Source organism: Mesorhizobium sp. NFR06 (assembly GCF_900115245.1).
GTDB lineage: Bacteria > Pseudomonadota > Alphaproteobacteria > Rhizobiales > Rhizobiaceae > Mesorhizobium.
The window spans coordinates 223055-244798 of the sequence record NZ_FOVT01000008.1 but is presented as its reverse complement, the minus strand read 5'-3'; the positions used below and the strand labels follow the sequence as shown (position 1 = coordinate 244798).

15 protein-coding genes are annotated in these 21744 nt (G+C 64.7%); 5 read left to right on the top strand and 10 right to left on the bottom strand.

The annotated features are described in order from the left end of the window. Positions 1 to 75 precede the first annotated feature (75 nt). From F3H96_RS16830 to F3H96_RS16810, 5 genes are all read right to left on the bottom strand, one after another. On the bottom strand, positions 76 to 2523 hold the full coding sequence (locus F3H96_RS16830; RefSeq protein ID WP_149802835.1) for an FAD-dependent oxidoreductase: 2448 nt from the start codon (positions 2521 to 2523) through the stop codon (positions 76 to 78). Continuing rightward, on the bottom strand, positions 2520 to 3701 hold the full coding sequence (locus tag F3H96_RS16825; protein ID WP_149802834.1) for a pyridoxal phosphate-dependent aminotransferase: 1182 nt from the start codon (positions 3699 to 3701) through the stop codon (positions 2520 to 2522). Before F3H96_RS16825 ends, F3H96_RS16830 begins: the two co-directional genes overlap by 4 nt. Further along, positions 3701 to 4600: a homocysteine S-methyltransferase family protein gene (locus tag F3H96_RS16820; RefSeq protein ID WP_149802833.1), complete on the bottom strand. Its 900-nt coding sequence runs from the start codon at positions 4598 to 4600 to the stop codon at positions 3701 to 3703. Before F3H96_RS16820 ends, F3H96_RS16825 begins: the two co-directional genes overlap by 1 nt. Further along, positions 4597 to 7050 (bottom strand): FAD-dependent oxidoreductase, encoded by a 2454-nt coding sequence (locus tag F3H96_RS16815; RefSeq protein WP_149802832.1) that lies wholly within the window; start codon positions 7048 to 7050, stop codon positions 4597 to 4599. The genes F3H96_RS16820 and F3H96_RS16815 overlap by 4 nt, the downstream gene beginning before the upstream one ends. Before the next feature lie 104 nt (positions 7051 to 7154). Beyond that, entirely contained in the window at positions 7155 to 7742 is a 588-nt protein-coding gene (locus F3H96_RS16810) for an XRE family transcriptional regulator (RefSeq protein ID WP_149802831.1), read from the bottom strand. A 236-nt stretch (positions 7743 to 7978) separates the two neighbouring features. Between F3H96_RS16810 and F3H96_RS16805 the strand changes: the two genes are divergently transcribed. Further along, complete coding sequence (locus F3H96_RS16805) at positions 7979 to 8683, top strand: nitroreductase (protein ID WP_149802830.1); 705 nt, start codon at positions 7979 to 7981, stop codon at positions 8681 to 8683. 27 nt (positions 8684 to 8710) lie between these two features. Here the strand turns inward: F3H96_RS16805 and F3H96_RS16800 are convergent, their stop codons facing one another. The 5 genes from F3H96_RS16800 to F3H96_RS16780 form a co-directional block, all read right to left on the bottom strand. Beyond that, complete coding sequence (locus tag F3H96_RS16800; protein WP_244620046.1) at positions 8711 to 10093, bottom strand: MFS transporter; 1383 nt, start codon at positions 10091 to 10093, stop codon at positions 8711 to 8713. Positions 10094 to 10293: 200 nt separating this feature from the next. Beyond that, positions 10294 to 10881: a sarcosine oxidase subunit gamma gene (locus F3H96_RS16795; RefSeq protein WP_149802865.1), complete on the bottom strand. Its 588-nt coding sequence runs from the start codon at positions 10879 to 10881 to the stop codon at positions 10294 to 10296. Between the two features lie 7 nt (positions 10882 to 10888). Beyond that, complete coding sequence (locus tag F3H96_RS16790) at positions 10889 to 13882, bottom strand: sarcosine oxidase subunit alpha (RefSeq protein WP_149802828.1); 2994 nt, start codon at positions 13880 to 13882, stop codon at positions 10889 to 10891. After that, positions 13879 to 14157 (bottom strand): sarcosine oxidase subunit delta, encoded by a 279-nt coding sequence (locus tag F3H96_RS16785; protein WP_149802827.1) that lies wholly within the window; start codon positions 14155 to 14157, stop codon positions 13879 to 13881. Before F3H96_RS16785 ends, F3H96_RS16790 begins: the two co-directional genes overlap by 4 nt. A gap of 69 nt (positions 14158 to 14226) precedes the next feature. After that, entirely contained in the window at positions 14227 to 15486 is a 1260-nt protein-coding gene (locus tag F3H96_RS16780; RefSeq protein WP_149802826.1) for a sarcosine oxidase subunit beta family protein, read from the bottom strand. A gap of 192 nt (positions 15487 to 15678) precedes the next feature. Here F3H96_RS16780 and F3H96_RS16775 point away from each other — a divergent pair, with 192 nt between their 5' ends. The 4 genes from F3H96_RS16775 to F3H96_RS16760 all read left to right on the top strand — a co-directional run bounded on the left by F3H96_RS16775 (position 15679) and on the right by F3H96_RS16760 (position 21654). After that, positions 15679 to 18168 carry a mechanosensitive ion channel family protein gene (locus F3H96_RS16775; RefSeq protein WP_149802825.1) on the top strand — a complete coding sequence of 830 codons (2490 nt, stop codon included), beginning with the start codon at positions 15679 to 15681 and terminating at the stop codon, positions 18166 to 18168. Between the two features lie 183 nt (positions 18169 to 18351). Beyond that, a complete protein-coding gene (locus F3H96_RS16770) occupies positions 18352 to 18615 on the top strand; it encodes a hypothetical protein (RefSeq protein ID WP_149802824.1) in 264 nt (87 codons plus the stop codon). A 253-nt stretch (positions 18616 to 18868) separates the two neighbouring features. After that, positions 18869 to 20302, top strand: coding sequence for a UbiA family prenyltransferase (locus F3H96_RS16765; RefSeq protein ID WP_149802823.1), 1434 nt, complete (start codon positions 18869 to 18871; stop codon positions 20300 to 20302). After that, complete coding sequence (locus tag F3H96_RS16760; RefSeq protein WP_149802822.1) at positions 20302 to 21654, top strand: FAD-binding oxidoreductase; 1353 nt, start codon at positions 20302 to 20304, stop codon at positions 21652 to 21654. Before F3H96_RS16765 ends, F3H96_RS16760 begins: the two co-directional genes overlap by 1 nt. Positions 21655 to 21744 lie beyond the last annotated feature (90 nt).

Below are 21744 nucleotides of genomic sequence, written 5' to 3'. Positions count from 1 at the left end.
ACATACGAGAGACTGGCGCTGCCCCTCATCCGCCCTCGGGCACCTTCTTCCCGTTGAACGGGGAGAAGGAAGAGATCACATCCTCACCCGTTCCGCCTTGGGGTCATACATCGGCTTCAGCGAGGCCCCCGCGGCAAAGCGTTCGCCGGCGATCTCGACCTCGTAGGATGAGCCAAGCAGGTCCGCCTCGCTCTCGCCGCGGCACGGCACATAGCCGAGGCCGATCGCGCCGCCGAGATGGTGGCCGTAATTGCCAGATGTGATCGGGCCAACGATTTTGCCGTCGCGTACGATTGCCTCGTTGTGGAAGAGCAAAGGCTGCGGATCCTTCAAGCGGAACTGAACCAGGCGCCTGTTCAATCCGCCTTCTTTCTTCCGGAGCACGGCGTCGCGGCCGATGAAGTTGGGCTTGGCCGTCTTCACCGCGAAGCCCAGGCCCGCTTCCAGCACATTGTCCTCATCGGTGATGTCGTGGCCGAAATGGCGGAAGGCCTTTTCGATGCGGCAGGAATCAAGGGTGTGCAGCCCGCAGAGTTTCAATCCGACATCCGCGCCGGCTTCAGTGATCGCTTCGAAGACGTGAGCGGCCTGTTCGGTCGAGACATAGAGCTCCCAGCCGAGCTCGCCGACATAGGTGACGCGGTGCGCGCGAGCCAGCCCCATGCCGATCTCGATCTCCTGAAAGGTGCCGAACGGATTTGCTTCGTTGGAGAAATCGTTCGGGCTGACCTTCTGGATCAGTTTTCGCGAGTCCGGACCCATCAGGCAGATGACGGCTTCAGCGGCGGTCACGTCGGTGATGACGACGAAGTCGTCGGCGACATGCCGCCTCAGCCAGGCAAGGTCGCGCTGCAAGGTGGCGCCGGGCACGACGAGAAAGTAGGCCATCTCCGAAAGCCGGGTCACCGTAAGATCGCTCTCGATGCCGCCCCTGGCGTTGAGCATCTGCGTATAGACGATCTTGCCCGGCGCCACGTCCATGTCGTTGGCGCAAAGCCTTTGCAGGAAGGCACAGGCGTCGCGGCCCTCGACGCGAATCTTGCCGAACGAGGTCATATCGAACAGGCCAACGCCGTTGCGGACCGCAAGGTGCTCCTCGCGCTGGTTGTCGAACCAGTTCTGCCGCTTCCAGGAATAGCGGTATTCGCGTTCCTGGCCCGGCCTGGCGAACCAGTTGGCGCGCTCCCAACCCGCCACTTCGCCGAACACGGCGCCGCGCGCCTTCAGATGCTCATGCAGGGGCGAGCGGCGCACGCCGCGCGACGTCGCCATCTGGCGGTAGGGGAAATGGTCGGCATAGAGCAGGCCGAGCGTTTCCGAGACGCGCTCTTTCAGATAGCGGCGGTTCTTCTGGAAAGGCTGGGCGCGGCGGATATCGACCTCCCAGAGGTCGAAGGGCGCCTCGCCGTCATTGATCCATTGCGCGAGCGCCATGCCGGCGCCGCCGGAGGAGACGATGCCGATCGAATTGTAGCCGGTCGCCATCCAGTAGCCGGAGAGCTCCGGCGCTTCGCCGAGATAGTAGCGGTCGTCCGGCGTGAAACTCTCCGGACCGTTGAAGAAGGTGTGGATGCCGGCGGTGCCCAGCATCGGCATGCGGTTGACGCCCATTTCCAAGATCGGCTCGAAATGGTCCATATCCTCGGGCAGCTGGTCGAAGCAGAAATCCTCGCGGATGCCGTCCATGCCCCAGGGCTTCGCCACTGGCTCGAAGGCGCCGAGCATCATCTTGCCGGCGTCCTCCTTGTAATAGGCGCACTCGTCCGGCACCCGCAGCACCGGCAGGCGGGAGAGGCCGGGGATCGGTTCGGTGACGAGATAGAAATGCTCGCAGGCATGGAGCGGGATAGTGACGCCGTTCTGCCGCCCGAGCTCGCGCGCCCACATGCCAGCGCAATTGACGACGATGTCCGTCTCGATGGTGCCTTGGTCCTCGCCTTGCGCCCAGGAGACGCCGGAGACGCGGCCGTTCCTGGTGTGAACCTTGGTGACCTTGACGTTTTCGATGATTGTCGCACCGCGCTGGCGCGCACCCTTGGCCAATGCCATGGCGATGTTGGCGGGGTCGCACTGGCCGTCGAGCGGCAGATGCACGGCGCCGACCACGTCGGACACGTTGAGATGCGGATACATTTGCTTGACTTCGCTCGGCGAAATCTCGCGCACATCGACATCGAAGGCGCGGGCGAGCGATGCCTGCCGATAGATCTCGTGCTTGCGCTCTTCCGTCAGCGCCACGGTGATCGAGCCGACCTGGCGCATGCCGGTGCCGACATCGGTCTCGGCTTCGAGCTTGACGTAAAGGTCGGCCGAGTACTTCGCCAGCCGCGTCATGTTCTGCGAGCCGCGCAACTGGCCGATCAGGCCGGCGGCGTGCCAGGTCGTGCCGCTGGTGAGCTGCTTGCGCTCGAGAAGCACGATGTCGGTCCAGCCAAGCTTGGCCAGATGGTAGGCGACCGAGCAGCCGGAAACGCCGCCGCCGATGATCACCGCGCGAGCTTTGCTGGGAACGGCTTTGCTCATGCGGCCTCGCGGCGATAGTTGGAAACGAAGCGGCGCACGCGGAGTGCGGCTTCCCTGAGGATGGGTTCGGGCTGGCAGAGGCTGATGCGGACGTGACCGGCGGCGGCTTCGCCGAAGCTCGATCCGGGCATGACGCCTACCTTTTCCTGATCGAGCAGCGCCCAGGCGAATTTTTCGTCGTCGGGCTCGACGGCGGAGACATCGAGCATGATGAACATGCCGCCTTCGGAGCCGCGCACGGTGACCTCGTTGGCGCCGCGTAAGGCATCGAGGAAGACGGTGCGTCGCGCGGCGTAGCGCTCGGCGATGTCCTTCACGCCATAGTGGTTCTCCAGCGCTTCGGCGCAGGCGATCGAGATGAAGGCAGGCAGCCCGTAGGTCGTCACCAGGTTGAGGTCGGTCATCAGCGCGATCATCGCTTTAGGCCCGGTCAACCAGCCCATGCGCCAACCGGTCATGCCATGGCTCTTCGACATCGAGTTGATGACCAGCGTGCGCGCGGCCATGCCGGGCAGCGAACGCGGCGAGACGTGCTCGCCGCCGCCGAGCGTCCAGTAGACCTCGTCCGACAACAGCCAGAGATCGTGCTCGGTGCAGATTTCCGCCAGCTGTTCGAGACGCTCACGCGAATAGACCGCCCCGGTCGGGTTGTTCGGGGTGTTGATCAGGATGGCGCGCGTGTTGGGCCTCAACGCGGCGCGGATCATCTCGGCGCGCGGCTGGAAGCCGTCTTCGGCCGGTGTTTCGACCACGGTGAAACTGGCGCCCGCGGCGCTGAAGGTGTTGGGGTAGGTGGCGTAATAGGGCGCGACTACGATGGCGTGATCGCCCGGGTCGAGCACACCCTGCACGGCGGCATAAAGCGCTGCCTGGCCGCCCGGCGTGGCGATGACCTCGTCGGGTTCCGTCGGGACGCCTGTGCAGGCGGTCGCGGCAGCGGCCATCGCCTTGCGCAGACGCGGCAGACCGGGCAGCGGCGTATAGTGGTGATTGCTGCCGCGCACGGCGGCTACGCAGGCCTCGATCGTTTCGGAAGGCGTGTCGAAGTCGTGGTCGCCGACCGAAAGCACGATGATGTCCTCGCCGGCGGCCCGTCGGGTCCAGGCCGCGAAATGGACTTCCCAGCCATCCTTGCCCGAAGGCACGATACCAGTAATGCGCTTTGACGGTTTTGGCATCAGGAGACTCCCGAAATCTGGTGGCCGGCCTGCGTAAGCTTGTCGCGCAGGGCGGCGATATGGGCGGGGCCGACCTCGCAACAGCCGCCGACAATGCCGGCGCCGACATCGACCCAGCCGACGGCCTGGTCCGCATAGGCTTGCGGATCGAGATCATGGCGGGTGTGCAGCACATCCACCGTCCCGCCATGCTTCAGCGCCTCCACCGAAGTGAAGCCATTGGCATAGGCGCCCACCGGCCCGCCCAGGGCGACGAGTTCGGGCAAGGCGGTGGCGATGGCTTCGGGCCGGCAGCAGTTGAGCAGCCGAGCCGCGACCGGCAGGTCGCCGAGGGCGTTAGCCGCGGCAGCAATGGTTTCGCCGCCGCGCAGGCGCGGCGTGCCATGATCGGCGAGCGTCCAGGACACCCATACGGGCTTGCCGCTTTCCGAAGCCGCGGTGACCGCCGCGCGCGCCTCCTCGGCGGAAGCCATTGTCTCGCACAGGAACAGATCGACGCCGTCTGTCTGCTCGGCGACGATGCGGCGATAGATATCGAGTGTGTCCTCGAAGGAGATGGTCAGTGCCGGCGCGTAGCTGCCGAATAGAGGCGACAGGCAACCGGCGATGGCAGTGTCGCCGGCCTCGTCGCGAGCCTGGCGCGCCAGTTCGATGCCGCGCTTCTGCAAAGGCTTGAACAGATCTTCTGCGCCCTCGCGCGCCAGGCGCTCCGGCGTTGCCGAATAGGTGTTGATGGTGATGACACGCGCGCCGGCACGGATGAATTCCGCATGCAGGCCGCGCACCAATTCCGGCTCGTCGATCAGCACCCTGGCCGACCATAACGGCGTGGGCTCGGACCTGCTGCGCCGGACCAGTTCCTGCCCCATGCCGCCGTCAGTGAGGATGACGGAGGTCATGCCCGCAACCTCTGGTTCTTCGGATCCCACAGCGGCTCGTCGTTCTGCACGACCGCCTTGAAGCGATCACCAAAAATCTCGACCTCGACGGCGGTGCCCGGTTCGGTGAGATCGGTGCGCAGCATGCCGAGCGCGATCGATCTTTCGACGCGATGACCCCAGCCGCCGGATGTCGTTTCGCCGACGATCCTGCCGTCATGCCAGAGCGTCGACATATAGGGCGCGTCGCAATCGCCGGGGTTCTCGACGACCAGGGTGACGAAGCGTTTCTTCACGCCTTGCTGCTTTTCGTTGAGCAAAGCCGCCTTGCCGCGGAAGTCTGGTTTATCCCATTTGACGAAGCGCTCCAGTCCGCCTTGCAGGATCGAATAGTCGGTCGAAAGGTCGCCCTTCCAGGCGCGGTAGCCTTTTTCCAACCGCAGTGAATCCAGCGCATACATGCCGAACGGCTTCAGCCCGTGCTTCTGGCCGGCGGCCCAGACGGCGTCGAAGACAGTCGCCGTGTCCGCGACCTTGGTGTGGATCTCCCAGCCGAGCTCGCCGGCGAAGGAGACGCGCACCAGTTTCGCCCAGCGCCCGGCGATGGTGGTTTCCTGATGTGTCAGCCAGGGCAGGGCAAGATCGGCATCGCAGACCTCGGCCAGGATCTTGCGCGAGTTCGGGCCTGCGAGGATCTGGGTTGAATATTCTTCCGTCCGGTCGGTCAGCGTGAAGGCCGCGTCAGCGGGCATGCGCGATTTCAGCCATTCGAAGTCGTGCCACTGCGCCACCGCCGCGGTGATCAGCGTCATCAGCTCCTCGCCATGGCGCACGACCGACATTTCGGTGACGATGCGGCCCTTGTCGTCGGCGAAATAGACGAGGCCGATGCGGCCTGGCTTCGGCACCAAACCGGTGACCTGCTTTGCCAGCCACTCGGCCGCGCCGGCGCCATCAAGATTGAAGCGGGAGAAGCCGGGCAGGTCGAGGATGCCGGCGGCGTCGCGCACGGCCAGGCATTCCTCGCGCACGCGATTCTGCCATGGTCCGTCGCGGCGGAAGGTCAGTGTCGCTTCCTCGGACGTATCGTCGCCCGGCCCGGCATACCAGGTGGCGCGCTCCCAGCCGTTATAGGCGTCGAACTGGCCGCCCAGCGCCTTGATGCGATCGTGCAGCGGCGACAGCTTGCGATTGCGTCCCTCCGGCCAGGCATGGCGCGGGAACTGGATGGCATATTCGTTGCCGTAGATCTCCATGCCCTTGGCGAGGCAATAGTCGGGCGCGGAGGCAAAAGACGTGAAGCGGCGCGGATCGCAGGACCACATGTCCCATTCGGTCTGGCCCTCGGTCACCCACTCGGCCAGCACCTTGCCGGCGCCGCCGCCCTGGGCGATGCCGAAGGTGAAGACGCAGGCCTCGAAGGCGTTCGGCACGCCGGGCATCGGCCCGATCAGCGGGTTGCCGTCCGGCGCGTAAGGAATCGGTCCGTTGATCACCTTGGACAGGCCCGCGGTGCCGAGGATCGGCACGCGGGCGACGGCGTCGGCGAGGTAGTGCTCGAGACGGTCGAGATCGTCGGGGAACAGCTGGAAGGAGAAATCCTCCGGCATCGGATCGCTGTGGGTCGCCCAATGCGCACGGCAATTGCGCTCGTAGGGGCCGAGGTTCATGCCGGTCTTTTCCTGGCGCAGGTAATAGGACGTGTCGACGTCGCGCAGCAACGGCAGCTTGCGGCCCTGTTCCTTCGACCAGGCTGCGAGCTCGGGAATTTCCTCGAACAGGATATACTGATGGCTCATCACCATCATCGGCACTTGTCGGCCGAACATTTTGCCGACTTCGGCGGCGCGATAGCCGGCGGCGTTGATGACGATCTCGCAGCGGATTTCGCCTTGCGGCGTCGCGATCACCCATTCGTCGTTCTCGCGGCGGACGCCGGTGACCGGGCAGAAGCGGATGATTTTCGCGCCCATGTCGCGCGCGCCCTTGGCGAGCGCCTGCGTCAACTGCGCCGGATCGATGTCGCCGTCGCTCGGGTCGTAGAGCGCGCCCTTCAGCTCATGCGTTTCGATGAAGGGATAGCGGCGCGTGATCTCATCGAGGCCGACGACGTCGATGTCCATGCCCTGATAGCGGCCCATGCCCTTGGCGCGCTGGAATTCCTGCATGCGCTCCTTTGTATGGGCAAGCCGGAGCGAGCCGGTGACGTGGTAGTTCATCGGGTAGTCGACGGCTTCAGCCAGGCCCCGGTAAAGCTCGGTCGAATAGCGCTGCATGTTCATCAGCGACCACGACGAGGAGAAGGTCGGCACGTTGCCGGCGGCATGCCAGGTCGAGCCGGAGGTGAGCTCGTTCTTTTCCAGCAGCACGCAGTCGGTCCAGCCCGCCTTGCAAAGGTGGTAGAGCGAGGAGGCGCCGACGACACCGCCTCCGATGATCACCACGCGTGCCGTGGTCGGCAAACCGGCCATGTTTCTTCCTCCATTCAAGCGCGTTGAAACGCGCTTTCTTTTCTTTGATTCGATGCAGGTCGTGTCCCAAAACCGCTGCGCAGTTTTGGGCGGCATGCATCGGTTCAGTACACCGGTGGTGAAACCACCCAGATGACGACCGCCGGCTCGGTGCCCGGATTGCGCCAGCGGTAGGGCTTGCCCTCGAACCGGAACGAGTCGCCTTCGCCAAGCCGGTGCCAGACGCCTGCTATCTCGATGTCGAACAGTCCGGAGGCGATGTATCCGGCCTCCTCGGTCGGTCGCAGCGCGGCTGCCTTCATCTCGGCGCCGGGCGCGAACACAGACCGCACCACCTCGAAGCTACCGCCGAGATCGGGCGACAGAAGCTCCTCCACCAGGCCGGATTCACTTGTGCCAAGCACGCGGCGGCGGCCGGCGCGCACGATCACGCCGCGCTCTTCTTCGACAGGTACGTCATGGCTGAAGAACAGGCTGATCGACACGCCGAAGAGATTGGCAAAAGCCCTGAGATCGCCGAGCGAGGGGATCGAGAGACCGCGCTCGACCTGGCTGACCCAGCCGACCGAACGGCCGAGCTTGAGGGCGATTTCAGCGAGTGTCAGGCCGCGCGCCTTGCGCAGCGCGCGGATGTCGCCGGCCAGCAGCCGGTCGCCATTGTCCTGCTCCGATCTGGCCGCGGTCGGGGTCAATCGTCTCTCGTGAAAAAATCTGGATCAATTTCATGAGAGAGCAAATCCATGAAAAAATCAAGAGGATTTTCATAGGCCACAAGATTTGCTTGCGCGATTTCGGCGGTTGATGCAAAGGCTCGCGCACGAACGGCGGGTGGGGCGCCCGGTCGGGGACCAGTTTTAGCTTATAGTCTGCGGATGGTCATGAGGGAAACCGGGTTGCGGGTTTCCGGCCATGCGTAAAGGGACGGCCCATGCTCGAGAAGAACATCTGGATCGCGTCGGATGCGGCGGTCGTCGACGAGGCGATCATGTCGCGCCGGTCGGTGCGCGCTTTCCTGCCCGATATGGTCGATGACGACACGATCCGCGCGATACTGGCGGTCGCCGCGCGGGCGCCGTCCGGCACCAACATGCAGCCCTGGCGCGTCTATGTGACAAAGGGCGAGGTCAAGCAGCGCATCAGCGACGCGATCCTCAACTCAGGCATTCGCGCCGAAAAAGCCGAGTGGGACGAGTATCGCTACTATCCCGACCAGTTCTTCGAACCTTACCTCACCCGTCGCCGCGCCAACGGCTTCGGGCTTTACGGCGCGCTGGGCATCGGCCGGCGCGAAGTCGACAGGATGCGCGCCCAGCACGACCGGAACTTCATCTTTTTCGACGCGCCGGTCGGCATGATCTTCACGATCGACCGGAGGCTGAACCAGGGGTCCTGGATCGACTACGGTATGTTCCTGCAGAATATCATGGTCGCTGCGCGAGGCAGGGGACTGCACACTTGCCCGCAGGCGGCCTTCGCGCCCTATCATCGGCAGATCCGGCCGGTGCTCGACATTCCCGACGAGGAGATCGTCGTCTGCGGCATGGCGCTCGGCTACGAGGACACGTCGAAGCCCGAAAACGAATTCCGCACCGATCGCGCGCCGCTCGAGGACTGGGTGAAGTTCGCGAAATAGCGTCGGCGCAGGCCGCGGTCCGGCCGGCTAATCCGTGCTCATATGGGCGCCATGGCCGCTGACATGGGCGCCGTCCTGCGGCGTCAGCCTGAGATAGGCCGACAGCGCGCAAAGCGTGATCAGCCCTTCGACGACGAACAGGATGCGATAGTCATTCACGCTGGCCTGGCCGCCGCCGGCGAGCAGCGAAAGGAGTGCGGCCGCGAGGCCTACGCTGATCGCCACCGCGAGCTGCCACAGGATGTAGTAGAGCGCGCTGAAGCGCGCGAGTTGCTCCGGCGCGATGTCCGAATAGGAGAGATTGCCGGTCGAGGCCCATTGCACCGAGCGGAAGACGCCGAAAGCGAAAATATAGGCGAGCACGATCCAGGCCGGCAGGCTCTCCTGCATCAGGGCAAAGCCCGCGACCAGCAGGGCGACGATCGGCGTGTTGGTGACCAGAACGCGCTTGAAGCCGAACCGGTTCAAGAGGCGCGGCATGAAGAAGCGCATCATCAACGACCCGATCGCGGCGACGAAGGTCAGCGAGCCGGCCTGCACGGCGCTCATACCGAAGCCGAGCTGGAACATCAGCGGCAGGAGGAAGACCACCGAGCTCAAACCGATCGTGTCGAGGCCGCCGCCGGTGAGGAAGGAGATGCGGAAGGTCCGGATGCGCAGCAGATTGAGATCGAGCAGCGGGTTGCGCGCGCGCAGGCAGTAGAAGGCGGCAACCGCCAGGATGGCGATCGCCAGGCCAAGCTGCAGCGCCATGCTGATCGTGGCCGCATCTTTGGCGGCGACCGAGTCCATGCCGAAGACGAGCAGCACCATGCCGCTGCCGACGAGCAGGAGACCCGGAAGATCGAACGGCGTGCGGACCGGCTTGGTCGTCGTCGGAAACAGCGAGGCGGCCAGCAATGCAGCGGTCAGCGCGATTGGGATGTTGATATAGAAGATCCAGCGCCACGACACGTAGGTGGTCAGCGCGCCGCCGACCAGCGGCCCGACCAGCGGTCCGGATTGGCCGGCCAGCGAGATGTACATGTTGATCTTGAGCGTGCGGTCGCGCGGAAAGCTCGACAGGATCACGACCTGGCCGAGCGTGCCCATCAGCGCGCCGCCGCAGCCCTGCAAGGCGCGCGAGCCGACCAGCATCCAGATGTTTTCCGAAAGGCCGCACAACGCCGAGGCGCTGGCGAAGACGAGCAGGGCGAAGCAGTAGACGCTGCGCAGGCCAAAGCGGTCGGCCAGCCAGCCGCCGAGCGGCATGGTGACGATGAGGCTGGCGACATAAACGGTGATCAGCAGCCCAAGCTGGCCCGGCGGGCGCTCGAGGCTCTCACCGATGCCGGGAAGCGCGGTCACCACGACGTTCTGGTCGAGGCTGGTCATGAACACGCCGCAGGCGACGGTTGCCGGCAACAGCATCGACGGGCCTTCCGCCGGAGCAACGCGGGTCGGGGCCGTCGCCGAAGTCTCTACGGTCATGGGAAAGTATGGTCGAACTGGTTGCCTGAACGGACGTTTGCCTGGCAAACGCCGATGATTGCTTATCTATCGTCCCTGCTGGCTCAACCCTCAAGCAGCAGTTGTAGCCGTCCATAGTGCCAGATCTTGCCGTGTCGGGCCTAATGCACCTCGTAACCGACCTCTTCCGAGGCGTGGCACAAAGCCTTCCAGAACGAGCGCGCGAAAGAGCGGAAAACATAAATGTCGAACTGGTCGGCGCCGCTGCGCTGGATCTGGGCGAAGATGTCGTGATGGTTCGTCGAACGGCCGGCGCCAAGCGGGAAGGCCGGCAAGGCGAAGTCAATGGCAAAGAATTTCGCCATCACCCATTCCGCCTTCGGGCCGGCGATACGGATCGGGGTGCGGCCATGCGAAAGATCCGTCAGCGTGCCGATGGCGGGTGTGATGGCGCCGGCGAAGGCCGCGGCCAGGCCTTCCGCCTCATCCACCACGGTGAATTTGCCCGGCGCGAAGCCGAAAGCGGCACGCACACCGTTGCTCACACCGCCGCCGGCGCCGTCGGGGAGGCCAAGACCCGTGACCTTGCGGATTGCTTCGATCAGCCGCTTCTCTTCGCCCGGCCACGCGGCGAGCTGCAGGATCGAGCCCGGTCGCGTCTCGGACAGGATGACATCGACGCCATGCTCGAAATTGCCATGCGAGCCTGGATGATATTCGGGTTCCAGTGGCGATTGGCGTTCGGGCAATTGGTGCTCAGCCATGCATGCGGCTCCCGTCCGGATCGTAGAAGTGGTTAGAGACGATCTCGATCGGCCCGAACCGGTTGCGCAGCGGATCCGAGACGAAGGCGCGCGTGCCGTGGCGCGCATTGCCGCCCTCGACCAGCGCCAGCGCGATATATTTGCCGAGCGCCGGCGAATAGCAGCAAGCGGTGATGTGGCCGATCGAACCATGCGGATTGGCTTCGTCCAGGTCCTCGACGATATGCGCGCCGCCGTTGAACGGCCGGTTGTCGAGCGAGATGAGCCCGACCAGTTGCAGCCGACCGGGTGCAATCAGGCCCTCGCGGTCCATCATGGCCGAGCCGATGAAGGGCTTCTTCTTCGACAGCATCCAGTCGAGATGGAGGTCGCGCGCGGTGGTGCGGCCGTCGATCTCGGCGCCGGTGACATGGCCCTTCTCGATGCGCATCGTGCCCAGAGCCTCGAGCCCGTAGGTCACAAGACCGAAGGGCTTGCCTACCTCGATGAGCGCCTCCCAGACGCGGGTGCCGTAGCCGGCGCGGGAGTAAACCTCGAAAGCCATTTCGCCGGAGAAGGACAGCCGGCAGATCATCACCGGGACGCCGGCGATCTGGCCATGGACGATGCCCATGAAGGGGAGGGTGGCGTTGTCGACGGCGGTGCCGGTGACGCAGGACGCGAGGATCGCGCGCGCGTTCGGTCCGCCGATCGCCGCACCCGCCCATTCGTCGGTGACGGAGGTGACGGTCAGCTTCAGCTCCGGCCAGATGACGTCGAGGAAATATTCCAGATGCTGCATCACCTTGCCCGCGTTTGCCGTGGTGGTGGTCATCAGGAAGTCCTGCTCGCCCAGCCGCCAGGTGGTGCCGTCGTCGAAGGCAAGCCCATCCTCGCGCAGCATCAGGCCATAGCGGGCCTTGCCGACCGCGAGCGTGGAGAACATGTTGGTGTAGACGCGGTCGAGGAACTCGGCCGCATCGGGTCCCTGGACGGCGATCTTGCCCAGCGTCGAGACATCGACGATGCCGGCGCTTTCGCGTGTCGCCTTGGCTTCGCGGACATAGGCCTGCTCGACCGTCTCGCCGGCAAGGCCGTAGATCATCGGGCGGTACCACAGGCCGGCGGAGCACATGGTGGCGCCGTTGGCGATGTGCCAATCATGCATCGGCGTCAGCCGTTCGGGTTTCAAATCGCCGAAGCGTTCGGCCGCAAGCGAGCCGATCGACACCGCGGTATAGGGCGGGCGGAAGCGCGTCGTGCCAACTTCGGGGATCGGCTTGCCCAGCGCCTCGGCCATAATGGCAAGGCCCGGAACATTGGAGTTCTTGCCCTGGTCGGTCGCCATGCCGAGCGTAGTGTAGCGCTTCAGATGCTCGACCGAGACGAAGCCTTCGCGATGCGCCAGCCGCACGTCCTCGGCGGTCACATCGTGCTGGAAGTCGACAAAACTCTTGCCTTCGGCCTTGATCTCGAAGACCGGCGCCGGATCGGGATCGCCGGGGGCGGCCTCGACAGCGGGCAGGGGCGCGGAGGACGCCGTCCCGCCAGCGGCCCGAAGGCCGGCCGCGCGGCCTTGGGCGATGGCTTCCGCCGTCGAAAAACTGCCGGTGAAGGCGCCGGCGCCGATCCAGCGCTGTCTCGGCTGCGGCGGTAGGAAGGCCTGCCTGGCCGGATCCCATTCAGCCTTCGCGCCGGCCTGGCTGGCGAGATGGATGGTCGGCGACCAGCCGCCCGACATCAAAAGGCAGTCGGCATGGATGCTGCGGGCGTCGCCGCCGAGCGCGCCGCCCATCATGTCGAAGCGTTGCACCTTGAGCCCGGTGAGGGCTTTGCCGCCTTCGGTCGCAACCACGGCATGGCCGGCGAACAATTCAGCTTCGGCTTCGCTGGCCAGCCGGCGCATCTCGTTCGAGACGTCGCTTCGGACATCGATGATGGCGACAACGGCAGCACCGGCCTTCTTCAAGGCAACGGCCGATCGGTAGGCGCTGTCGTTGTTGGTGAAGAGCGCGACGCGCTGGCCGGGCAGCACGCCATATTCGTTGACGTAGCGCTCCGCCGCATGCGCCAGCATGACGCCCGGGCGGTCGTTACCCGGAAACACCAGCGGCCGCTCGAAGGAACCGGTGGCGAACACTACCGTTCCGGCGCGGATCGCCCAGTAGCGCTGGCGCGGCTCGCCCTTGGCCGCCGCTTCCTTGTGGTCGGTCACCCGTTCCAGGGCGGCGAGCGTGTTGCCGTCGTAGTAGCCCCACACGGTCGTGCGCGGCAGCAGGCGGACATTGTCGTTGCCTTCGAGCTGCGCAACCGTGCGCTGGGCCCAGTCGGTGGCAGGCATGCCGTCGATGGTTTCGCTCGACCAGTTGGCGGAGCCGCCAAAGTGGGCTTCGAGGTCGGCAAGGATGACGCGGGCGCCCTGGTCGGCGGCGGCCTTTGCCGCCATCAGGCCGGCGGGGCCGGAGCCGACGACCAGCACGTCGCAAAATGCGTTCATGCGCTCATAGCGAGCCGGGTCGGGAGCGGTGCCAGCCTTGCCGAGGCCGGCGGCGCGGCGGATGAAATGCTCGCACAACATCCAGAAGCGCGTGCCCTTCAGCGGGCCGATCGCCGGCCCCATGAAAGTCTTGTAGTAGAAGCCGGCCGACAGGATCTTGCCGCCAAGCTGGTTGATCGCGCCGATGTCCCAGGCGAGCGAAGGAGTACGGTTCTGGCTGAGGGCGACGAGCCCGTCATAGATCTCGACCATGGTGGCCGCGATGTTGGGCTCGCGCACTTCGCCGCGCAGCACCGTCACCAGCGCGTTCGGCTCCTCGACGCCGGCCGAGAGCAGGCCGCGCGGGCGATGGTATTTGAAGGAGCGGCCGAACAGCGTCACGCCGTTGGCAAGCAGCGCCGAGGCCAGAGTGTCGCCGGCGTGGCCGGTGTAGGGCGCGCCGTCGAAGGTGAAGCGGATGGTGCGAAGCCGGTCGATCCGGCCGCCGGTCTCGGCGCGACGCGGGCTCACGAGCGGCTCTCCGTCTTGTGGCCGCCGCGGGCGAAGGCGGTGCTCAGGATTTCATGCGTGAGCGTGTTGCGCACGACCCTGAGATGGGCGCGGCAGCCGCCGGAATGCTGCCAGATCTCGTTGTGGTCGCCGGCCGGGTTCAGCCGGTCATAGACATAGGCGTTCCAGGCGTCGAGATCCTGCGAGGCGGGCTGCGGCCGCTTGCGGTTGCCGTCGCCCTGGTAGGTGAATTCGATGACGTCGCGCGGGCCGCAATAGGGACAAGTGATCAGCATTTTGTTGTATCTTCTTGTTCAACCATGATTTTTTCCAAAAGCCGGTTTCCACTTTTTGGGATCATGGTTCTAGTGCAGCCGCGGCGTCGCGCCCTGGCCTTTGTCGTCGATGATGAGGCCACGGTAGAATCGGTCGAGCGTGAACGGCGCGTTGAACTCATGCGGCTCGTCCTTGGCGATGGTGTACGCAAAGCACCAGCCCGAGGCAGGCGTTGCCTTGAAGCCGCCGTAGCACCAGCCGCAATTGAGATACATGCCCGGCAGCGGGCCGGTGGTGATGATCGGCGAGCCGTCCATCGTCATGTCGCACACCCCGCCCCAGGAGCGCAGCATGCGCACCCGCGCCAGGCCGGGGAACAGCGCGACCATCTCGCTCATCACCTCGTCGACGATCGGCAGGCTGCCGCGCTGGGCGTAGCTGTTGTAGCCGTCGAGGTCGCCGCCATAGACGAGGCCGCCCTTGTCGGACTGTGAGATGTAGAAGTGGCCCATGCCGAAGGTCAGGATCGTGTTGATGATCGGCTTCAGCGATTCCGAGACGAAGGCCTGCAGCACGTGGCTTTCGATCGGCATGTGCGAAATGCCGGCAAGCTGCATGACGCGACCGGTGCTGCCGGCAACCGCAAGCGCGACCTTCTTCGCGCGGATTTCGCCGCGCGTCGTCGAGACCCCGGTGATGCGGCCGCCGTCGCGCAGGAAGCCGGTGACCTCGCAATTTTCGATGATGTCGACGCCGCGCCGGTCGGCGCCGCGCGCATAGCCCCAGGCGACGGCGTCGTGACGGGCGCTGCCGGCGCGCCGCTGCATCAGCCCGCCAAGCACCGGGAAGCGCGCCGAGCCCGAGACGTCCAGCGCCGGCACGAGCCGCTTGATCTGGCCGACGCTCATCAGCTCCGCGTCGACGCCGAGATGGCGCATGGCGTTGCCGCGCCTTGCATAATCGTCGAGCTGGGCAGGCGTGTGCGCGAGGTTCAGGCAGCCGCGCTGCGAGAACATGACGTTGTAGTTGAGGTCGTGCGAGAGGTTCTCCCACAGCTTCATCGAATGTTCGTAGAAGCGGGTGTTCTGCGGCAGCAGGTAGTTGGAGCGCACCGCCGTGGTGTTGCGGCCGACATTGCCGGAGCCCAGCCAGCCCTTTTCCAGCACCGCGACATTGGTGATGCCGTGTTCCTTGGCGAGGTAATAGGCGGTCGAAAGGCCATGGCCGCCGCCACCGATGACAACCACGTCGTAGGAAGCCTTGGGATCCGGCTTGCGCCAGGCGGGCTTCCAATCCTTGTTGCCGGTCAGCGCGTTCTTGAGCAGCGAAAAGGCTGAATATTCCGCCATTCTTCCTATCGTCCTTATGATGCGAGCGGCAGACTATAGAGCAGGCTGCAGGCGCAAAGCCAAGATTGCGCCATGGCTTTTCGACAGGCCGACTCCGGGCGATGCGATCGGACGGCTTGCCGCACGATATGCCGGTCTTTATCAAGGGCGGAAATTTCGAGATTTTTTCGGCCGCGAGTCGCCAACAAAGTCATGTTCTTCCGACTGCTACGCCTCATTCTGGTCGCCATCGTTGCTGCCTTCGGGCAGCCGGCGTTCGACGCGTCGGCGCAGGCGATCGGCCACGGCGCGGCGGAGCTCATCGCCGACCAGACGAAAGTCATCCAGGATCTTACATCCAAGACCGACGGCCTCGAGAAGAAACTGAACGACCCCGATCAGGATGATGCCGGGCTTGTCGATATCCGCTTGCAGCTCGAGGACATTTCGCGGGCCGCGCTGACCAGCGCGCTGGCATTCCGGCAGCGGCTCACCGACATCAACAATCGTGTCGGGGTGCTCGGTCCGCCGCCGGCGCAGGGACAGCCGCCCGAACCGGAAATCGTCAGCAGCGAGCGCAGCGCGTTGGCCGCCGAGAAGGCCGAGATCAACGCTGTCATCGCCGGCGCGCAAAACCTTTCGATCCGCGTCAACGGGCTGGTCGACAAGATCGCCGTCATGCGCAGCGAACTTTTCCGCAGCGTTATCACCAAGCACTACGATCTGACCGACGCGCTGAGCCCGCAGGCCTTTTCCGACGCGCATGACCAGTTCACGGGCCTCTACAAGGCGGTGTCGTCCTGGCTGAGCTTTGCCGTCAAGTTCAAGTTCCAGGCGATCCTTGCCGCGACGCTTATGGCGCTGACGCTGGCGGCCGTACTTTTGATCGGCGGCAGGCGCCTGTTCGGGCGCATATTCGAGGCCGATCCGACGGTTGAGGATCCGTCCTATCTCAGCCGGCTGTCGGTGGCCTTCTGGTCGACGCTGCTGCCGACCCTGGCGCTCGGCGTCTTCTTTGCCTCGGCGGTATTCTTCTTCAATTATTACAATGTATTGCGTGGCGATATCGGCTCGTTCCTCAATGCCTTGCTGACCGTGATCGGCATGGTCTTCTGCGTCAACCGGCTGACCAACGCGGCGCTCGAACCGAGGCTGCCCAACTGGCGGCTGATCCCGGTCGCAACCGGTTCGGCGCGCTGGCTCGTCGGGCTGACGACCGCCATGGCCCTGGTGCTCGGCCTCAATTACTTCCTGTCGGTCGTCAACGAGAAGATGGGCTCGCCGCTCTCGCTGACGATCGCGAGGAGTTCTGTCGCCACCATCATCGTCGGCGTCATCCTGATCCTGATGGGGTTGCTGCGGCCGTTCAGGGCCGCCGACGGCTCCTGGCGTCCCTGGCCGGCATGGCTTCGTTTCATTGCCATCGGGCTCGGCCTGTTCACCATTGCCGCGACGCTGCTCGGCTATATCGGCCTTGCGCTTTTCGTCTCGTTCCAGGTCGTGGTGACAGGCACCGTCCTGGTGACCGCCTATATCGGCTTCCTGTCTGCACGTGCGATCGGGGAGGAGGGCGGCTTCGCCGATACTTCGGTCGGGCGCTGGCTTTCGACTAATTCCAGCTACGAGGATACCGCCCTCGACCAGCTCGGCCTGGTGGTCAGCATCGCCATCAACCTGATGATCGTGCTGGTGTTCCTGCCGCTGATCCTTCTGATGTGGGGCTTCCAGCCCGGCGATATCGAGGCCTGGGCCTACAAGCTGGCGACCGGCGTCACGATCGGTTCGGTGACCATCTCTTTCCTCGGCATCCTGAGCGGCATCGTCGTCTTCGTCATCGGCTATTTCCTGACGCGCTGGTTCCAGGGTTGGCTGGACGGCTCGGTCATGGCGCGCGGCAAGGTCGATGCCGGCGTGCGCAACTCGATCCGCCTGGGCGTCGGCTATGCCGGCGTGGCGGTTGCCGGCCTGGTCGGCATCTCGGCGGCAGGTATCGATCTTTCCAACCTGGCGCTGGTTGCCGGCGCGCTCTCGCTGGGTATCGGCTTCGGCCTGCAAAACGTCGTCTCGAATTTCGTTTCGGGCCTCATCCTGCTTGCCGAGCGGCCGTTCAAGGTCGGCGACTGGATCGTTGCCGGCGACGTCAGCGGCACGGTGCGCAAAATCAGCGTGCGCGCCACCGAGATCGAGACGTTCCAGCGCCAATCGGTGATCCTGCCCAACTCGAACCTCATCAACAATGCGGTCGGCAACTGGACGCATCGCAACAAGCTTGGGCGCGTCGATATCAAGGTCGGCGTCGCCTACGGCAGCGACGTCAAGCGCGTCCATGCCATACTGATGGATATTGCGCGCGCCCATCCGATGGTGCTGAAGAACCCCGAGCCCTTCGTGCTCTTCGCCAATTTCGGGCTTGCCGCGCTCGAGTTCGAGATCCGCGTGTTCGTGGCCGACGTCATGAATGGCAGCGTCGTGCAGAACGATATCCGCTTCGCCATCTTCGATATCTTCGAGGAGGAGCAGATCGAGATCCCATCGACGCCGCGCGCCGTGGTCGAGACCAAGAAGCACGAAGCCTGGCCGATCGACGACGACAAGATCGAGGCCGAGTTCGCCGAGCGCCAGAGGCTGGAGGCGGAAGCCGCGGCCGAGCGGGAACGGCTGGCCAAGATGAAGCGCAGGGGCCGCAAGCCCGATCCTGGCTGAGGCGCTTCGACAGTCAGCCGAGGCCGGCCTGCAAATGGCGGCATACTCGAGGCCGAAACCGATTGTGGCATGAATGCGGCATTCAGTTGCGGTTCAGGTAACATCTCCTATAAGCTCTGATGCAAAGGGCGAGAATGCCTTGCAAATTCAAACAGAGGCGGTGTGTGAAACACCGGAAATTCAATGTGGAAGTCTGTCGGTGCCGCCATCGCTTTGCTGGCTCTGGGCGGTTCGGCTTTCGCCGCCAGCGCGATCAACAGGGACGCTCAAACGCGGACCCTGGTGGTGACCGAGGGCGGCGCCAAGAGCGAGCTGACGCTCGCTGCCGGCGAAACGGTGGAGTTCTGCTCGAACGGCTGCTTCGTCACCCTGCCCAATGGTGACCTCGAAGCCCTGACCGGCTCGGAAACGGTCGAAATTTCGGGCGGTGCGGCCCGCATCAAGTAACCGTCACCGCGCCGCAAGATTGGCAAAGGCCGGACACGTTGTCCGGCCTTTTATCGTTTCCGGTAGCCGGCGCTTAACGACGAAGCCCGAAAACCGGTGTGACTATGCGCTGCAACCGGGCGTTTTAACGCTCGCTGCGTCATCTCCCGCTATATCCGATCCAAGGACGCCGACACAGGGCGTGGGTTGAACTGGCGCGGGATCCTCTCCGAGATCGGAGTTTGGGGCTCTTGCGCTCGAGCAGGGCAGGACGATGGACGCGAGGTCGGACAGGAACGCAATTCCGCTTGCAGTCGATCTCGACGGCACGTTGATTGCAACGGATCTTCTATGGGAAGGCCTGTTCATCCTCCTCAAGAAAAACCCGCTCTATTTCTTTCTCCTGCCGCTCTGGCTGACCGGCGGGCCGGCGCGGCTGAAGCAGGAAATCGCCAGGCGCGTTGACATAGATCCGGCCTCGCTGCCTTACCGCCAGGACTTGCTCGAGCGGTTGCGCGCCGAGCACCAGGAAGGCCGCAAGATCGTGCTGGCGACGGGAACGCCGCGCAAATTCGCGGAAGCGATCGCGGCGCATCTCGGCATTTTCGACCGCGTGCTGGCGACCGACGGCCCACACAACATGACCTCCAGCAGGAAGTGCGCCACGCTGGCCGCCGCCTATGGCGATGCGGGCTTCGACTATGCCGGCAACAGCCGGCACGACCTCAAGGTGTTCGACGCCGCGCGCAACGCGCTCGTGGTGGCGCCTGATCGCGGCGCCCGGCGCTGGCAGGCCGCGCATGGCGCCGAAGCCATGCCGGCGCCGAAGCCGACGCTCAAAACCTGCATCAAGATGTTGCGCATGCATCAGTGGCTGAAGAACTCGCTGATCGCGGTGCCGATGGTGCTGTCGCACGAATACTTCAACCCGAACATGATCTGGCAGTGCCTGCAGGCGTTCGTGTCCTTCAGCGCGGTGGCGTCCGCCATCTACATCGTCAACGATTTCTTCGACCTCGCGCTCGACCGCAAGCATTCGACAAAGCGATACCGGCCTTTCGCCAGCGGCGCATTGTCCATTCCGTTCGGCCTCGGCGCGATTGCCGTGCTGCTGGCGATCGGCATCGTTGCCGGACTGTTCCTCCCAATCGAATTCCTCGGCGTGCTTGCCGGCTATTTGGTCGTCACCACCGCTTATTCGCTGTCGTTCAAGCGCATGCTGCTGGTCGACGTGCTGACGCTTGCGGGCCTCTACACGATCCGCGTGCTGGCTGGTGCGGCCGCCACCGGCGTCGACGTCTCCTTCTGGCTGCTCGCCTTCTCGATCTTCTTCTTCCTGTCGCTGGCGCTGGTGAAGCGTTTCGTCGAATTGCGCACCACTGCCATTCCGCCTGGCGAGCGCATCGCCGGCCGCGGCTACCGCACCGAGGACCAGGAGATCGTCGCCCAGGCCGGCATGGCGTCGGCTTTCTCCTCGGCGCTGGTGCTGGCGCTCTATATGGACAGCCCGGCGGTGCGCGAGCTCTATCCGCATCCGTGGCTGATATGGCCGCTGGCACCGATCGTGCTTTACCTCACGATGCGCGTCTGGATACTCGCCCGGCGCGACGAGATGCATGACGACCCGGTCGTCTTCATCATCCGCGACTGGCGCAGCCAGATCGTCGTCGCCATCGGCGCGGTCTTCCTTATCGCCGGAGGCTGGTGATGGGCCGCGAGCGTTTCGGCAGCTTCGGGCTGGCGACGCCGCCGGCGCGCAGGACGATGCCGGCGGATGAGGCGATCTCGCTTTTGGAAAACGGCACGGCCAGGCCGGGATCGTTGCTCGGCTACGGCAATGGCCGCTCCTATGGCGACAGTTGCCAGAACGATGCCGGCGCGGTGGTCGACATGCGCCCGCTCAACCGCATCCGTTCCTTCAACGCGGAGACCGGCGTGCTCGAAGCGGATGCCGGCATGCTGCTTTGCGACATCATCGCCCACGCCGCGCCGCACGGCTTCTTTCCGGCCGTGGTTCCGGGCACGCAATTCGTCACGCTGGGCGGCGCGATCGCCAACGACGTCCACGGCAAGAACCACCATCGGCGCGGCACTTTCGGCTGCCATGTCGAGGCCTTGACGCTGCTCAGGTCCGACGGCCGGACCCACCGCTGCTCGCAGACCGACAATTTTCGCCTGTTCCAAGCGACGATCGGCGGCATGGGGCTGACCGGGCTGATCCTTTCGGCATCGATCAGGCTGATGCGCGTGCCGTCGCTCGACATCATGGAGAGGGCGACGCGGTTTCGCGACATCGGCGAATTCTTCGATCTTGCCGAGGCGGCCGACCAGGCCAACGAATATGCCGTCGCCTGGATCGATCAGCTTGCCGGCGGCCACGGGCGCGGACGCGGCCTCTTGTTCACCGGCAATCATGCCGAGCACGGCTCGCACGTCGCCGCGCGTGCCGGCAGCCAGCTTTCCGTGCCGGTGCAACCACCTTTCAATGTCCTCAACCGGCCGTTTCTGACCGCTTTCAATGCGGTCTATCGTTGGAACAAAGGGCGGTCCTCGACACCGCGTCAAGCCGGCTATCAGGGCTTCTTCTTTCCGCTCGACGGTGGGCGCGACTGGAATCGGCTTTACGGACCGCGCGGGCTGTTCCAGCATCAGAGCCTGGTACCCGAGGCAAATGCGCGCCGCGCTGTCCCGGCGTTGCTCGAGGTGGCGCGGCGGTCGGGACAGGGTTCGTTCCTGACAGTGCTCAAGCGCTTCGCTGACGTCCGCTCGCCGGCGCTGCTGTCTTTCCCGCGGCCGGGCTACACGCTGACGCTCGATTTCCCCAACCGGGGCGAAAGGACGTTGCGGCTGCTGGCCGAACTCGACCGCATCACGGTCGAAGTGGGCGGGGCGGTGAACCCCTACAAGGACGCCCGGATGGGTCCGGAGATTTTCGCCGCGTCGTTCCCGCAATGGCACCGGCTGGAGGCGCTTCGCGACCCAGCTTTCATGTCGAGCTTCTGGACGCGGACGGCCATGAGACTGGATGTCGGACACAGGGTCGCTGAAGCCGCGGAATAGATAAAAATTGAATAGAGCATGGTTTATGGAAGGTTAAACCCTGGGTTGCTCAAAACATTATCGCGATTTCACGAAATATTTGCAGGTTCA

Coding starts and splice junctions, on each gene's coding strand:
- F3H96_RS16800 (WP_244620046.1), bottom strand. CDS start 10,093: ATGCTGTTGCCGGCAACCGTCGCCTGCGGCGTGTTCATGACCAGCCTC.
- F3H96_RS16770 (WP_149802824.1), top strand. CDS start 18,352: ATGTGGAAGTCTGTCGGTGCCGCCATCGCTTTGCTGGCTCTGGGCGGT.
- F3H96_RS16820 (WP_149802833.1), bottom strand. CDS start 4,600: ATGACCTCCGTCATCCTCACTGACGGCGGCATGGGGCAGGAACTGGTC.
- F3H96_RS16825 (WP_149802834.1), bottom strand. CDS start 3,701: ATGCCAAAACCGTCAAAGCGCATTACTGGTATCGTGCCTTCGGGCAAG.
- F3H96_RS16760 (WP_149802822.1), top strand. CDS start 20,302: ATGGGCCGCGAGCGTTTCGGCAGCTTCGGGCTGGCGACGCCGCCGGCG.
- F3H96_RS16780 (WP_149802826.1), bottom strand. CDS start 15,486: ATGGCGGAATATTCAGCCTTTTCGCTGCTCAAGAACGCGCTGACCGGC.
- F3H96_RS16830 (WP_149802835.1), bottom strand. CDS start 2,523: ATGAGCAAAGCCGTTCCCAGCAAAGCTCGCGCGGTGATCATCGGCGGC.
- F3H96_RS16775 (WP_149802825.1), top strand. CDS start 15,679: ATGTTCTTCCGACTGCTACGCCTCATTCTGGTCGCCATCGTTGCTGCC.
- F3H96_RS16785 (WP_149802827.1), bottom strand. CDS start 14,157: ATGCTGATCACTTGTCCCTATTGCGGCCCGCGCGACGTCATCGAATTC.
- F3H96_RS16765 (WP_149802823.1), top strand. CDS start 18,869: ATGGACGCGAGGTCGGACAGGAACGCAATTCCGCTTGCAGTCGATCTC.
- F3H96_RS16805 (WP_149802830.1), top strand. CDS start 7,979: ATGCTCGAGAAGAACATCTGGATCGCGTCGGATGCGGCGGTCGTCGAC.
- F3H96_RS16815 (WP_149802832.1), bottom strand. CDS start 7,050: ATGGCCGGTTTGCCGACCACGGCACGCGTGGTGATCATCGGAGGCGGT.